We start from the raw sequence: 14,689 nt of genomic DNA on the forward strand, positions 1-14,689 counted from the left end.
ACCTCAGCTGGGCGGAGATGGACGATCTCACAGACCTCAGCGCCGCTACTCTTCGAGGTGCGGCGCTGAGGTCTGTGGATGATACCACCATAGCAAAATTGCAGCCGTTCTGGAACGACATCTTTGCCGATGGCACGATCCTGCCGGACGATCCGAACCGACCGGCGCATTGGGCGACCGAAAAACTTGATCGGGACGCCTTCAAAACCCAATGGCACAAATGGATGCGCGAAGACATGGGCATGGACCCGGACAACCCGCAATGATCCGCTTCTTGCTCCTCCTCCTCGCCGCCCCTGCCCTCGCGCAGCCCCTAGAGCCCCTGCCGTTGGACCAGCAGCCGCAGTGGAATGCCGTGGGCCGGGTCAATACCGGGGGGTATTCCAGCCGGGGGACTTGTACCGGCAGCCTGATCGCGCCGGATCTGGTGCTGACGGCGGCCCATTGCGTGGCCGGGCAGGATGGTTTGCCGGTCAATGCTGGCAAGCTGACCTTTGTCGCGGGCTGGCTGGGCGGAGACTATGCCGCAGCCAGCAAGGTCGCGCAGTTCGAGGTGCACCCCATGGCCTACCAGACGCCGCGGCTCAATATCGAACATGACATGGCGCTGCTGACGCTGCAAACCCCCATCGACATCGCCCCGCTGCCAATCACCTCGCGCGAAGAGCCGCCCTATGCCATCGTCGGCTATCAGAACCGCCGCGCCAACCGGCTGCGGGCGCGGTTTGATTGCAACGGCCTGCGCCAGCACCGGCTGATCCGTCTGACTTGCCCGGTCGAGAATGGCAATTCCGGCAGCCCGGCGCTGGTGCGCAATGGCGATGCATGGGCGATCACCGGCATTGTCGTGGCACAATCTGGCGAGGATGCGCTGGTGGTTCCGGTCGATGAATGGCTGCGGTCGCGGATCCTGCGGGGCGCCCCCTACACTCCGGATTGAAAAAGGGGCATAACCTGCGCGACTCGAACCCCTACGAGAAGGATATGGGACGATGCACGACATCCGCGCCATTCGCGAAAACCCCGCCGCATGGGATGCGGCGCTGTCTCGTCGCGGGATGGAGCCTCAGTCGCCCCTGATCCTGACGCTCGACGAGGAACGCCGCGCCGCGATCCATGCCGCCGAAACCGCGCAGGCCGATCAGAACAAGGCCAGCAAAGAGGTCGGCAAGGCCAAGGCATCCGGTGATGAGGCCGAATTCGAACGGCTGCGCGCGCTGGTCGCCGCGAAAAAGGCCGAAGTGGCCGAGATGCAGGCCAAGGCCAAGGAGCTTGACGCCCGGCTGACCGATCTGCTGATGGGCATTCCCAACCTGCCCTATGACGATGTGCCCGATGGCGCCGACGAGGCCGACAACGTGGAAATCCGCCGCTGGGGCACCCCCGGCAGCTATGATTTCAAGCCGCTCGAACATTACGAGCTGCCCGGCGTCAAGAACGGCATGGATTTTGAAACCGGCGCCAAGCTGTCTGGCGCGCGCTTTGTCGTGCTGTCGGGCGCGGTTGCGCGCATCCATCGGGCGCTGGCGCAGTTCATGCTCGACACCCACACCGAGGAAAATGGTCTCATCGAAACCTGGACCCCGGTTCTGGTGCGCGAAGAGATGATGCTGGGCACCGGCCAGCTGCCGAAATTCGGCGAGGACAGCTATCAGACCCGCGAAGGCTGGTGGCTGGTACCCACCGCCGAGGTCAGCCTGACCAACATCGTCAACGGCGAGACGCTGGAGGAAAGCTACCTGCCCCGCCGCTACGTGGCGCACACCCAGTGTTTCCGCTCTGAGGCGGGCAGCGCCGGGCGCGACACCGCCGGGATGCTGCGCCAGCACCAGTTCGAAAAGGTCGAGATGGTGTCGATCACCCACCCGGACAAATCCCGCGAGGAGCTTGACCGGATGACCGCCTGCGCGCAGGGCATCCTTGAAAAGCTGGGGCTGGCCTATCGCACCGTGGTGCTGTGCACCGGCGACATGGGCTTTGGCGCGCGCCGCACCCATGACATCGAGGTCTGGCTGCCCGGGCAGGACACCTATCGCGAGATCAGCTCGGTCTCGGTCTGCGGCGATTTTCAGGGCCGCCGCATGAACGCCCGCTTCAAGCCGGCGGATGGCGGCAAGCCCGAATATCTGCACACGCTGAACGGCTCGGGCCTTGCGGTCGGGCGCTGCCTGATCGCGGTGCTTGAAAACGGCCAGCAGGCGGATGGCTCGGTGCGCATGCCCGAGGCGCTGCAACCCTTCCTTGGCGGCAAGACCACGCTGACCGCCGATGGCAAGCTGGTCTGAGCCGATGGTGAAGCTCTGGGCGGCGCTTGTCTTTCTGGCCTCGCTGGCATTTGCGGCGGGGCCTTTCCTGGTGCCCGATTTCGGCGGCTTCGATCCCAACGCGTTTCCGGTGCCGCAGGACAATCCCGCGGTGCAGCCCGCGGGCTATGCCTTTGCGATCTGGGCGCTGATCTACCTGTGGCTGCTGGTCGGCACCGGGTTCGGGCTGATCAAACGCGCCGACGATCCTGACTGGCAGCCGCATCGCAAGCCCCTGTTTCTGGCGCTGGCGGTGGGCGCGATCTGGCTGCCGGCGGCGAAACTCTCGCCCTTGGTGGCCACCGTGCTGATCTGGGTGATGCTGATTGCATCGCTGATCGCGCTGTTCCGCGCCGGAGACATGGATCGCTGGATGCAGACCTCGCCCATCGCCATGCTGGCAGGCTGGCTGAGCGCCGCCGCGCCGGTGTCGATCGGGCTGGTGCTGGGCGGCTATGGCCTGTTGCCGGAAACCCCGGCGGCGCTGGTCGGCCTTGCCATCGCGCTGGCGCTGGCGCTGGTGGTGCAGTACCGGCTGCACCGCGCGCCGCTTTACGGCATCACGGTGATCTGGGCGCTTGTCGCCGTCATCGTTGCCAATACCGCGCCGCTCAACATCGCGGTGGCTGGTCTGGCGGGGCTTGGCATTGGCGCGATCCTTGCGCTGCGCGGCACCGATACCGAATAATCAAGGCTCCCGGCGCATTGCCGGGAACCGCCTGCCCCCTTGCGCAGTTGGGTCGCGACACGCCACCCCCCTCATCTCTCTGGGCAGGACATTTCATGCAGATCTTCACGTGCCCCAACTGTGGCACCACCCTATACTTTCGCAACACCACATGTCGCTGTGGCAGCGATGTGTTCTTCGATCCGGACAGGCAGTCGATGTCGACGCAAGGCACCGCTTGCGCCAACCGTCAGTCGATCGGGTGCAACTGGATCGCCGAAGATGGCGAGGACGGCGATCTGTGCCGCTCCTGCGCGATGACCGAGGTCACCCCCGACCTGCGCGAGGCGCAAAACGCCGAGCTTTGGGCGACAGCCGAATTTTCCAAACGCTGGATGCTGGCGAACCTTGCGCGCTGGGGCTGGTTCACCCCGCGCGATCCGGGGACGCGGCCGGTGTTCAAAATGCTGTCCGAGCAGACCGCCAAGGGCGAGACCGAGATCATCATGGGCCACGCCGACGGCATCATCACCATCAACGTCACCGAATCCTCGGATGCCGAACTGGCCAAGCGTCAGGAAAATCTGGGCGAGCTTTACCGCACCATGCTGGGCCATATGCGCCACGAGACGGCGCATTTCCTTCAGCTGCGTCTGGCCGAAGACCCCCGCTTCCTGAGCGCGTTCCGCGAGATCTTTGGCGACGAGCGCGCCGATTACGGCGAGGCGCTTGAAACCCATTACGCCAGCCCGAAACCGGCGGACGCCACCCACATCACCAGCTATGCCACCGCCCATCCCCACGAGGACTGGGCCGAGACCACCGCCCATCTGCTGCATCTGATCGATCTGGTGGACAGTGCCGCTTCGGCGCGGCTGTCCCTGCCCGAGGGGCCACAGCCCGGCCATGACGCTTACGGCGCCATCGACCTTGCGCCCGAGCTGACTATGGCGGTCGATCTGGCATTGGCGATCAACCACGTCAACCGGGCGATGGATCTGAGCGATCTCTATCCGTTCGCGGTGCCCGACGGGGTGCGCGACAAGATGGCCTTTATCCACCGCTGGCTGCGCGATCCGGCGCAGATCCAGTCGCAGCCCAAGATGGCATCAGCCGGTTAGATCGAACCCCGCCTCGGCCACATCCCGCCCGTTGAGCTGAAGGATGACGGTATGCGGGCCGGGGTGCAGGCGAAAGGTGGTGGCGTCGCCCTTCATCCGATGCGCTTTTTTCAACAACAGCGGCCCGCCCCCAAGGCGGGCGGTTTTCAGTTTGAACACCTTCTCGGCGCTGCCGCCGGGCCGATGAAAGCGTAGACGGTAATCGACCAGCACCGGGGTGCCTTTTGGCCCGTCGATCCGGGCCTCGATCACCAGCGCCTCGCCGATGCGCACCTGCGCCGGCAGCGTCAACCGCACGTCAAACGCCGCGTCAAAGCGATAGCCCAGCAGCGCCAGCGCCCCCGGCTCGCCGCGCTTGACGGCGGTGCGTAAGGCGTGGCGGGCCATCCAGTCGCGCTCGGTCGGGGTCTGCGGGCCGCTCTGCCAGGCGCGCAGCCGTTCGAGCACCGCATCGGGATGCGTCTTGGACAGATCGTTGAGATGATTGGCCACCGAGCGGGTGACAAAGCGCGTCCGGTCCCCCTGAAGCCGATCAAGCAGCGCCAGAGGACGCAGCGGATCCAGCGTCAGCCCCATGCCCCAAGGCAGGCGCGGTCGCGTGCCTTCCGACACAAGGCGGCGGACGTGGTAATTGTCATCTTCGGCCCAGAGCGCCAGCCGTGCCATCACCAGATCTGGATGCGCATTGAGGAACGGGCGGATGGCGTATTCCATGGTAAACCGCTGCGTGGCGGCATGGATCACATCCAGCCCGATCTCGGGCTGCTCCAGCCCGCGCCGCGCCGCCAGCACGCCGAACACCGCATGGATGAAGCGCCCGAAATCATCGTCGCTTCGCGACGGGTCCAGCGGCGGCGGCAGGCAGGCCAGCAGCGCCTCGGCCATGGCGGGGAAATCCGGTGGCAGCTGCTGTTCTAGCGCATCGGCAAGAATGCCAAGCCGCGCATGGATGCCCTGCCCGGCAAAGCGCGGCAGCGCCGCATCCAGAAACCGCTGCGCATCGAACCCCGGCAGCGGCGCGAAACAGGCCGCAAGATCGGCGGCGCTGGCCGGGTTGAACAGCTGATCGGCCAGCGAATAGCCCGACCGCGCGCCCGCCCCGTCAGGCCCGCGCGCCATGGCTCGCCACCCCCAGTGTCGCAGTCATCAGATCGTCACCGAGGTTTCGCCGCCATCCAGAACGATGTTCTGCCCGACGATATAGCCCGCATGGGCCGAACACAGAAACGCGCACATCTTGCCGAACTCGCCCGCATCGCCATAGCGCCCCGCCGGGATCGAGGCGGCGCGGATGCGGCGCGCCTCGTCGCGGTCGATGCCCTTGTCCGCCGCCATGGCATCGTCCATCTGGTCGATGCGGGCAGTGTCATGCACCCCCGGCAGCAGGTTGTTGATGGTCACGCCCTTGCCCGCGATCTGCCGCGCGGTACCGGCGACGAACCCCGTCAGCCCGGCGCGGGCGGAATTGGACAGGCCAAGCGGCAGCAACGGCGCCTTGACCGAGCGCGAGGTGATGTTGACCACCCGACCCCAGCCGCGCGCCATCATCCCCGGCACCAGCGCCTGCATCAGCGCGATCGGCGTCAGCATCGATCCGTCGAGCGCGTCGATGAAATCGTCGCGGCTCCAGTCCGTCCAGTAGCCCGGCGGCGGGCCGCCCGCGTTGGTCACGAGGATGTCGACCTCGCCCGCCGCCTCCAGCACCCGCGCCCGCCCGCCTTCATCGACGATATCGGCGGCGACGGTGATCACCTCGGTGCCATGGGCGCTGCGGATCGCCTCGGCCGCCGCCAGCAGCGGGCCTTCGCTGCGCGCGTTCATGATCAGCGTACAGCCCGCCTCGGCCAGCGCCTGCGCGCAGCCAAGGCCCAGCCCCTTGGACGAGGCAGTGACCAGCGCCCTCTTGCCGGAAATCTTCAGATCCATGCGGATGCCCTTCCTGTTCCCAGCGCCCTGAAGCCCCGGAAAAATGCTCTTGATGCCCCTATTTGAGGCCATATTCAGCTTGCATACAATGGCAACAGTGTCGTTTCTTCAAGACCCGCGCGGAAGGGGAACGAACCGATGACAGACAGGCGTGATCAGGGCCGCGACGGCGCGGCGCACAGCGTTTCGGTGTTTCGCGCCGATCAGCTGCGCGTGGTCAACGGCGCCAATCAGGGCGATGGGCTCGGCTTTTGCGCAGAGCTGATCCCCGATGACATCTACAACCTCTCGCCTGTCGCCACGCTGCACCGTATGGCGCTGCTGCCCGCCGTTGATGCACCGTTCCGCATCGCCCCCGGCTCGCAGCTCGGCACACCCGGGGCCGAGCTGCATCTTGATTGCGTCGTCACCTTCATGACCGGCGACGGGCGCATCACCGAAGGTCTGGTGCTGGTCGAGACCGATGGCGGCGATGTCGCCGGAATCTACCTGATGCCGCTGGGCGAGATGTCGCCTCGCGTCGACTATGCGCTGATGGGCATCGACCCTGACGGCGGTCTGGCGAAATTCGCCCAGCTGGCCTGCGTGTCATTTACCGCCGGAACCATGATCACGCTGGCTTCGGGGGCGCAGGTGCCGGTGGAGTCGCTAACAGTGGGTGAGCGTGTGCTGACCCGCGATGACGGCGCGCAGACGCTGCGCTGGATCGGCCACGGCACCACCCGCGCCAGCGGCGATTTCGCCCCGGTGCTGATCCGGCAAGGTGTGCTGAACAATGCCCGCGATCTGCTGGTCAGCCCCGATCACCGGCTGTTCATCTACCAGCGCGAAGACCGCCTTGGCGCGGGGCGCGCCGAGGTGATGATCAAGGCGCGCCACCTTGTCGATGGCGAGCGGGTGATGCGGGTTTCCGGCGGGTTTGTCGATTATTACCAGATGCTGTTCGACCACCACCAGATCATCTACGCCGAAGGCATCGCGGCGGAATCCATGCTGGTCGACAACCGCACCCGCGCGGTCTTGCCGCGCGAGGTGGCCGGCGCGCTCAGCACGCTTCTGCCGGGGCACAGCGTGTCCGACCACCACGCGCTGGAAGTCGAAGAGGCGTTGCTGGATCGCCCCGGCCTTGCCGAGCTGCTGCGCCGCGCCTCGAGCAGCTGATCAAAGCAGGCCCGGAAACACCGAGATCAGCGCCACCACCGCCAGAATGCAGGCCAGAAACGGCAGCACCCCCAGAATGACCGTGCCGACCTGCCCGCGCCCGCGTACGCTTTGGGTGACATACAGGTTCATCCCCACCGGCGGCGTGATCAGCGCCAGCTCGCACATCATGACCAGAAAGATGCCGAACCACACGCTGTCATAGCCCAGATGGGTGACCACCGGCAGCACCACCGGGATGGTCGCGATCATCATCGCCAGCGCGTCCAGAAAACACCCCAATACCAGATACAACGCCACCAGCAGCAGCAGCATCGCCACCGGCCCGACATCCAGCCCGGACACGAATGCCGACACCTGCCCCGGCACTCCGAGCACCCCGAGGATGAAGTTCAGGTAGAACGCCGCCACAAGGATCAGCAGCGTCATCGACGTGGTTGCAACGGTCGACAGCATCGCCTCGCGCAGCATCGCCCAATTCAGCGAGCGATAGCAGGCGGTCAGGATCAGCGCGCCGATCACACCAACGCCCGCGGCTTCGGTCGGTGTGGCAAAGCCCAGATAGATCGAGCCCATGACCAGCACGAAGATCGCCAGCGGCGGCAGCAGATCGCCCAGCCGACGGCGGCGGTCAGGCCACGGCGCCATGCGCTCGGGCATGCCAGAGACAGCCGGGCTGATCAGGCTGGCCACCACGATCACCCCCATGAACGACAGCGCAAGAATGATGCCCGGCAGCACCCCCGCCAGAAACAGCGCCCCGATCGAGGTGTTGGTGATCGCGCCATAGATGATCAGGTTGATCGACGGCGGGATCAGGATGCCAAGGGTGGCGCCCGATGCAACGCTGCCCGCCACCCATGCCTCGGCATAATTCTGGCGGCGGAATGTCGGAAAGGCGACGGTGCCGATGGTGGCCGCCGTCGCCACCGACGAGCCCGAAATCGCGGCAAACACCGTCGACGCGGCGATGTTGGTGTGCAGCAATCCCCCCGGCAGCGGGCGCGTCCAGTCGGCCAGCGCCCGATACATGCGTTCGGTGACACCGCCGCGCACGAGGATCTCTCCCATCAGCACAAACAGCGGGATCGCCACCAGCAGGAAATTGTTGAGCGTGCCCCACATCATTGTGCCAAAGGGCCGCAACATGGCGTCTCCGAAAAACAGCCACGCCCCCAGCAGCGCCACGCTGAACAGCGCGGTCGCGATGTGCTGCCCGATGAACAGCAGAAACAACAGCAGGCCAAAGCCGATGGCCGCGCCTTCAATGCCCAGCATCGGCAATCTCCTCATGGGTGTATTGCGCCACGTCCTCGTCGACGGTGGGCGGGCCGTAAAGATGCTCAAGCGTGGCGCGATCGCTGGCCAGCAGCATCAGCGCATGCAGCGTGGTCAGGCAGGCAGTCAGCGCGAACACCGCCGTCCCGGCAACCCAGACCGCCTGCGGCACCCAGAGCGGCGTTTGCAGCGGCGTGTTGGTCACCGCGCCAAAGCGGATGGTTTCGCCCAACTCTCCCCAGGCATGCCAGGTCATGAACAGCCCCAGCGCGGCGATGCTCGCCTGCGCCAGAACATGCAGTGCCGCGCGCAGCGGGCGCGGAAACAGCCGCAGGAAAATGTCGATCCGCGGGTGCCCCCGGTTCAGCAGCGTCAGCGACAGGCCGAGCGAGCCGACAAAGGCCAGCACATAGCCGCCCAGCTCATCGGTGCCCTGCACCGACACGCCGAACAGATCCCGCCCGACGATGTCGAGCAGGATCAGCACCGCCAGCACCAGCACCCCCGCGCCCGCCATGATGGCAAGCGCGCTAGCCAGCGTCCGGACAAGGGCCAGAATGGCGCTCATCCCCGTCACTCGGCCCGGATCGCAACGCCCTGCGCAGCGCCGACGGTGTCGTTCCAGATGGCAATGCAGCCCTCGTAGCTCGCCTCGCAGCGCGCGCCCCATTCGGGCAGGATCTTGGTCGCGGCGATCTCGGCCACGGTGGTCTTGTCGGCATCCGACACCGGCACCAGCGTCATGTTATAGCCGGTATAGATGCCCTCGGGGCAGCTGCCGCCGGTCGAACAGGATTGCGCGGTGTCATTGGTGGACACAGCAAGATCCCACAGCGCGGTTTCCAGATCGGCCATGAGCGTTTCGAATTCGGCCCGCTTGTCCTCGGGCAGAGCGTTCAGCCAGTCGAGGTTGACCACATGCGACTGCACCGATCCCGACACCGACAGAGGATAAAGATGCGTTGTCACCTCCGGCCATTTGCCCGTGTTGGACGAGGTCGGCGAGGTCACGCCGCAAGACGCCACGCCGCGCTGAAGCGCCGGATAGACCTCGGGGAAGGACAGCGTGACCGGGGTTGCGCCCAGCTCTTCGAGCAGGGTCGACATCGACGCGGTGAACGAGCGCACCTTGAGCCCGTTCAAATCGCCCAGCCCGGCCATGTCGGAATTGCACAGGAACACCTGCGGGCCGAAGGGCCAGATCGCCATCGCCTTGACGCCGAATTTATCGGCAAGGCGGGCATTGAAGACCTCGCGATAGGCATCGACGGCGGTTTTCAGCGACGCCATGTCGGTCGACACGCCGATCAGGTCGATACCTTCCAGAAAGGGATCATCCTTGGCGGCGCTGCCCACCTGCACCGTCGCCAGATCGAACGCCCCGGTGCCGACCATGCGCAGCGCGTCGGCAAGGTTCACGCCAAGAACCTGAAATTCGTTGCGCGTCACGTCGAAACCCGCGGCGCCGGCGGCCTCGATGGCGGCGATCTCGGCGGGGTATTGCGCCGCACTTTCCTGCGACTGGGTCAGCCAGCGCAGCGATTGCGCCGAGGCGGGGGCTGCAAGCCCCGCGACGGCAAGGGCAAGGACGACAATACGCGAGGGGATCTGCATGATTGGAAACTCCGCTTGGATAAATCAGGGAATCGCCCGCCCGGCGCTGCGGGGCAAATAGCGGCGATTGCATCCGGTAGACCGATACATTGGATACAACTCAAGAGTTTAATTTGGGCAATCCCCCTCAGAAGCGGCGCGCAAAGATGCTGCGTCATATTGGCAGCATGGAATATCAACGGCTTGCGCGCCGGGTTCGGGCCTTGCCTGGCCTCTTGTCGCAGGTCGTTGTTTTGCTGCCCCTGCACGGCGGCTGCGCCGTGAGAACGGGTCGGGTAAAACATTAAATATGCCGTATAAATTCGCGTTAAATAAGGTACTCTCATGACCTGAAAGGCGCCTGTGATACCATATCTCCCCCGCATTCGACCGCGGCGGATGATCCTCCGGGCTCCCCGCACAGAATTCCACGAAGCTCTGGGGTGCTCATCTGCCGCGCAGACCTGGGCGATGATTGGCAGCGTGGCGCAACGACTTGATCGGGCCTCGCTGCGACCTGAAACAACATGGCCTTGCCAAGCTTGACGTTAGACATTGGATACGATTATCCTGATCGAGCTTTCGCTGACGCCTTCCGGAGACCCTATGCACTTTGCCCCCGTCGACGGCTGCCGCATCGGCATGCTGACCCCCTCGTCGAACACCGTTCTGGAACCCTATACCTCGGCGATGCTTGCGCCCTATGGCGATGCCGCCAGCGCCCATTTCGGGCGGTTTCGCGTGGTCGAGATCTCGATGTCCGATGCCAGCCAGTCGCAATTCACGCTCGAGCCGATTCTCGAGGCCGCAGACCGGCTGGCCGAGGCCAACCCGCATGTCATCGCATGGAACGGCACCTCGGCGTCATGGCTGGGGCTGGACAAGGATCGCGCGCTCTGCGCCGCGATCACCGAGCGCACAGGGGTGCCCGCCACCTCGACCATGCTTGCCTATGAGGCGCTGTTCAAGGCGATGAAGGTGACGCGGCTGGGGCTGGTGACGCCCTATATCGAAGACATCGAAACCCGGATGATCGCCAATTACGCCGCCCAAGGCATCGAGGTGGTGCGCGCAGCGCGGCTTGACGACAAGGGCAATTACAGCTTTGCCGCCTACCCGCCCGAACAGGTCGCCGCGATGATCGAAGAGGTGGCACAGGCCCGCCCTGACGCCATCGCCGTGGTCTGCACCAATTTTCGCGGCGCGCCGGTGGCGGCGCGGATCGAGGCACAAACCGGCATTCCGGTGATCGATTCCGTCGCGCTCACAGCGGCGGCCTGCCTGCGCCGCGCCGGGCTGGACCCGGCCCGCGTCACCGGCTGGGGCAGCGTGTTTTCGCGGGTCTGACCCGCTCAGGCCTGCGCTGCCATCAACACCACCATCGCGGCGGCGCGGGCATCTTCGATGGCGTCGTGGTGTTCAAAATTCAGCCCCAGCACCTTCTTGAGATTGCCCAGACCGTGCCCGCCGTTGCCCTTCAGTTCGGGCCATGCGGCGCGGGCGACCTTGACGCTGTCCTGCCAGCCCCAATCCGGCTCGCTGCGCCCGAGCGCAGCCGAGGCGGCGCGAATGGCCCGCTGATCAAAGCTGGAATGCTGATACACCGTCCGCCCGCTCAGGTGCGGGTTCAGATGGTCGATCACCGCCCCGATGCGCGGCGCACCAATGCAATGGCGCGCGGTGATGCCATGCAGCCAACTGTTGGAGAACCGCACGGTGCCCGGATCTACATGGCAGCCCCACGTCAGAATGGCGCCGCTGTCCAGCACGCAGGCCACCCCAAGCTGACAGATCGAGCCGACATCGCTGTTGGCCGTCTCGACATCAAGCGCGAAGAACCGGATCGGGCCGGTCGGGAAAGCGGGAAGCTGGGGCACGGGTCTGGTCCTTTGCATGGCGCGCCGGGGATAACCGCCCCGCGCCCGGGCGTCGAGCCTGCGTGGCAAGACACATTGCGGGGCGCGCAAATTCGCGCTAACGCAGCGCCATGCTGGACACGCCCTCGAACCGCCCCGCCCTTCCGCCGGAAATCTCCCGGCGCCGCACCTTTGCGATCATCTCGCATCCGGATGCGGGCAAGACCACGTTGACCGAAAAGTTCCTTCTGTATGGCGGCGCCATCCAGATGGCCGGACAGGTGCGCGCCAAGGGCGAAGCCCGCCGCACCCGGTCGGATTTCATGAAGATGGAACAAGAGCGCGGCATCTCGGTCAGCGCCTCGGCAATGTCGTTCGATTACGGCAAATACCGCTATAATCTGGTCGACACGCCCGGCCACTCCGATTTCTCCGAAGACACCTATCGCACGCTGACGGCGGTGGATGCGGCGGTCATGGTGATCGACGGCGCCAAGGGGGTGGAAAGCCAGACGCAGAAGCTGTTCGAGGTTTGCCGCCTGCGCGATCTGCCGATCCTGACCTTCTGCAACAAGATGGACCGCGAGGCGCGTGACGTCTTTGAGATCATCGACGAAATTCAGGAAAACCTTGCCATTGACGTGACCCCGGCAAGCTGGCCGATCGGCATGGGGCGCGATTTCGTCGGCTGCTATGACATGGTACGCAACCGGCTGGAGCTGATGGACCGCGCCGACCGCAACAAGGTCGCCGAAAGCATCAAGATCGACGGGTTGGATGACCCCAAGCTGGCCGAACACGTGCCCGCCGATCTGCTGGAGCAATTCCGCGAAGAGCTGGAAATGGCGCGCGAGCTGTTGCCCACGCTGGACCCGCAGGCCATCGCCGAAGGTCATATGACCCCGATCTGGTTCGGCTCGGCAATCAACTCCTTCGGCGTCAAAGAGCTGATGGACGGCATCGGCGCGCTGGCCCCCCAGCCTCAGCCGACCCGCGCCACGCCACGTGACATTGCGCCCGAGGAAGCCAAGGTCGCGGGCTTCGTGTTCAAGGTGCAGGCCAACATGGACCCCAAGCACCGCGACCGGGTGGCCTTTGTCCGCCTTGCCTCGGGGCATTTCGAACGCGGCATGAAGCTGACCCATGTGCGCACGAAAAAGCCGATGAGCATCGCCAGCCCGGTGCTGTTCCTTGCCGCCGACCGCGAGCTTGCCGAAGAGGCCTGGGCCGGGGATATCATCGGCATCCCCAACCATGGCCAACTGCGCATTGGCGACACGCTGACCGAAGGCGAGGCGCTGAAGGTCACCGGCATTCCGTCCTTTGCGCCCGAATTGTTGCAGACGGTGCGCGCGGGCGATCCGCTGAAGGCCAAGCATCTGGAAAAGGCGCTGTTCCAGTTCGCCGAAGAAGGCGCGGCCAAGGTGTTCAAACCCGACATCGGCTCTGGCTATATCGTCGGCGTCGTCGGCGCGCTGCAATTCGAGGTTCTGGGTGCGCGGATCGAACAGGAATACGGCTTGCCGGTGCGCTTTGAGGGCTCGCAATTCACCTCGGCCCGCTGGGTGCATGGCGACAAGGCGGCGCTCGACAAGTTCATCAGCGCCAACAAGCAGCACATCGCCCATGACAATGACGGCGACGTGGTTTTCCTGACGCGGCTGCAGTGGGACATCGACCGGGTGGTGCGCGACTACCCCGACATCACGCTGTCGGCGACCAAGGAAATGATGGTTTGATACAATCGCGCCAGACCGTTGCGACGGTCTGGCGCATGGGGTCAGCCACCCCTGATCATCCGCCCTGTTGCAGCGATTTGACCATGCGCAAGGTCAGCTTGCATCGATCAGGCGCATGACATCTGCGCGCAAGCCTGAACGCCAGTCCTGAATCATCGCGCTCGCCTGCGAAATCATCCAGTCGTGCTGGCGCGGCCAGTCGGTCTCATCCATCGCGTCCGCGTCAAGCGTTACAAAGAACTGAAGAAGCTGGCTCCGGTTGATTTCCCATCCCTCGCCGGTGGATGGTGACATCGCCGAGCCATCGACAAGCCGATAGCCTGCGATGTCGGCAAGCCACAGCGCAGTGCGCTCGGGGTCTTGCCGACCCAACGAAAGATACACGCCAACCCGATTTTTCCCAAGCAACCGATAGCAATAGATGCCGCAGCCCGGGATCGCATCTTCACCCGTCAGCGAAAATTTCATCCAGCCCTGATTTGGTGCGCGAGCGGGCACACCCAAGGCGAAATCCGAGGGCACCCTAGCCAGCATGGCCCCCCAGAATTCCATGCGCCTTTGATAGTCTTCCATTTCAGTCACGCGGTTGCGTTCTTTTTGCCGACGCACCCAATCATTCGGTCGCGTCACCACCTCAAAGCGCGGAGCGGGAACGCTATCGCCAATGCGCCAGACCTCAAGCTCCACCCCGAAAAAAGCGTATTCAAGCGGTGTCGTCTCGTTCAGCCAGTCTATGACAGCGCGGTGTTCTTCCCTGATGCGCTCGGCGATCCAGACGACAGTGCGCGCCTCGGTCCCCACGAGGTAGGTCAGAATTTGCCCAAGGTGGCGATGATCCGATGTCTCGAATTGGTTTTCGATCACAACCTTGTTGCCGTCGATGTACTCGCAAAAGATATCGGCGCGGAAACTGCCAACCGCCACTTCTTCGTAGATCTGTTGCAGCGACCCAATGCCGAGCGTTTCGGCCAACAGGTCCAGATTTTCCTGCTGCGCCAACCACGGCGTGAATTCCCTGTCTTCAGCGGCCTAGGGTCAGGATTCA

Annotated in this window: 15 protein-coding genes; 8 read left to right on the top strand and 7 right to left on the bottom strand. The window is 64.8% G+C overall.

What is annotated here, in order from left to right:
* The 5 genes from KO516_RS23310 to KO516_RS23330 form a co-directional block, all read left to right on the top strand.
* Window positions 1–266: hypothetical protein (locus KO516_RS23310; RefSeq protein ID WP_216006183.1), on the top strand; the 266-nt coding region annotated here is incomplete at its 5' end.
* 62 nt (window positions 267–328) lie between these two features.
* Entirely contained in the window at window positions 329–940 is a 612-nt protein-coding gene (locus KO516_RS23315) for a serine protease (protein ID WP_252737868.1), read from the top strand.
* Window positions 941–992: 52 nt separating this feature from the next.
* A complete protein-coding gene (gene serS / locus KO516_RS23320; RefSeq protein ID WP_216006185.1) occupies window positions 993–2,285 on the top strand; it encodes a serine--tRNA ligase in 1,293 nt (430 codons plus the stop codon).
* Window positions 2,286–2,289: 4 nt separating this feature from the next.
* On the top strand, window positions 2,290–2,991 hold the full coding sequence (locus KO516_RS23325) for a hypothetical protein (RefSeq protein ID WP_216006202.1): 702 nt from the start codon (window positions 2,290–2,292) through the stop codon (window positions 2,989–2,991).
* Between the two features lie 95 nt (window positions 2,992–3,086).
* Window positions 3,087–4,091 carry a putative zinc-binding metallopeptidase gene (locus KO516_RS23330; RefSeq protein ID WP_216006186.1) on the top strand — a complete coding sequence of 335 codons (1,005 nt, stop codon included), beginning with the start codon at window positions 3,087–3,089 and terminating at the stop codon, window positions 4,089–4,091.
* Here the strand turns inward: KO516_RS23330 and KO516_RS23335 are convergent.
* Window positions 4,080–5,210, bottom strand: a complete 1,131-nt coding sequence (locus tag KO516_RS23335) for a DNA alkylation repair protein (protein ID WP_216006187.1) — start codon at window positions 5,208–5,210, stop codon at window positions 4,080–4,082. The genes KO516_RS23330 and KO516_RS23335 overlap by 12 nt on opposite strands.
* Before the next feature lie 27 nt (window positions 5,211–5,237).
* Window positions 5,238–6,017 (bottom strand): SDR family oxidoreductase, encoded by a 780-nt coding sequence (locus KO516_RS23340; RefSeq protein WP_216006188.1) that lies wholly within the window; start codon window positions 6,015–6,017, stop codon window positions 5,238–5,240.
* Between the two features lie 138 nt (window positions 6,018–6,155).
* On the opposite strand from KO516_RS23340, the gene KO516_RS23345 reads away from it, so the two are divergent.
* Window positions 6,156–7,178 (top strand): Hint domain-containing protein, encoded by a 1,023-nt coding sequence (locus KO516_RS23345; RefSeq protein ID WP_216006189.1) that lies wholly within the window; start codon window positions 6,156–6,158, stop codon window positions 7,176–7,178.
* Here KO516_RS23345 and KO516_RS23350 read toward each other — a convergent pair whose 3' ends face one another.
* From KO516_RS23350 to KO516_RS23360, 3 genes are read right to left on the bottom strand one after another with little or no spacing between them, the layout of a single operon-like run.
* A complete protein-coding gene (locus tag KO516_RS23350) occupies window positions 7,179–8,456 on the bottom strand; it encodes a TRAP transporter large permease (protein ID WP_216006190.1) in 1,278 nt (425 codons plus the stop codon).
* Window positions 8,443–9,024 carry a TRAP transporter small permease gene (locus tag KO516_RS23355; RefSeq protein ID WP_216006191.1) on the bottom strand — a complete coding sequence of 194 codons (582 nt, stop codon included), beginning with the start codon at window positions 9,022–9,024 and terminating at the stop codon, window positions 8,443–8,445. The genes KO516_RS23350 and KO516_RS23355 overlap by 14 nt, the downstream gene beginning before the upstream one ends.
* 5 nt (window positions 9,025–9,029) lie before the next feature.
* Window positions 9,030–10,070: a TRAP transporter substrate-binding protein gene (locus tag KO516_RS23360; RefSeq protein ID WP_216006192.1), complete on the bottom strand. Its 1,041-nt coding sequence runs from the start codon at window positions 10,068–10,070 to the stop codon at window positions 9,030–9,032.
* 585 nt (window positions 10,071–10,655) lie between these two features.
* On the opposite strand from KO516_RS23360, the gene KO516_RS23365 reads away from it, so the two are divergent.
* The gene (locus KO516_RS23365) at window positions 10,656–11,396 is read left to right on the top strand and encodes an aspartate/glutamate racemase family protein (protein ID WP_216006193.1); all 741 of its coding nucleotides are present in this window, start codon (window positions 10,656–10,658) and stop codon (window positions 11,394–11,396) included.
* Window positions 11,397–11,401: 5 nt separating this feature from the next.
* Here KO516_RS23365 and KO516_RS23370 read toward each other — a convergent pair whose 3' ends face one another.
* Window positions 11,402–11,926, bottom strand: coding sequence for an exonuclease domain-containing protein (locus KO516_RS23370; protein ID WP_371742145.1), 525 nt, complete (start codon window positions 11,924–11,926; stop codon window positions 11,402–11,404).
* A gap of 110 nt (window positions 11,927–12,036) precedes the next feature.
* Between KO516_RS23370 and KO516_RS23375 the strand changes: the two genes are divergently transcribed.
* A complete protein-coding gene (locus tag KO516_RS23375; protein WP_216006195.1) occupies window positions 12,037–13,644 on the top strand; it encodes a peptide chain release factor 3 in 1,608 nt (535 codons plus the stop codon).
* Between the two features lie 93 nt (window positions 13,645–13,737).
* Here the strand turns inward: KO516_RS23375 and KO516_RS23380 are convergent, their stop codons facing one another.
* A complete protein-coding gene (locus tag KO516_RS23380; protein WP_216006196.1) occupies window positions 13,738–14,643 on the bottom strand; it encodes a hypothetical protein in 906 nt (301 codons plus the stop codon).
* Window positions 14,644–14,689 lie beyond the last annotated feature (46 nt).

Source organism: Citreicella sp. C3M06, from assembly GCF_018860705.1.
In the GTDB taxonomy this organism is placed as follows: Bacteria; Pseudomonadota; Alphaproteobacteria; order Rhodobacterales; family Rhodobacteraceae; genus Salipiger.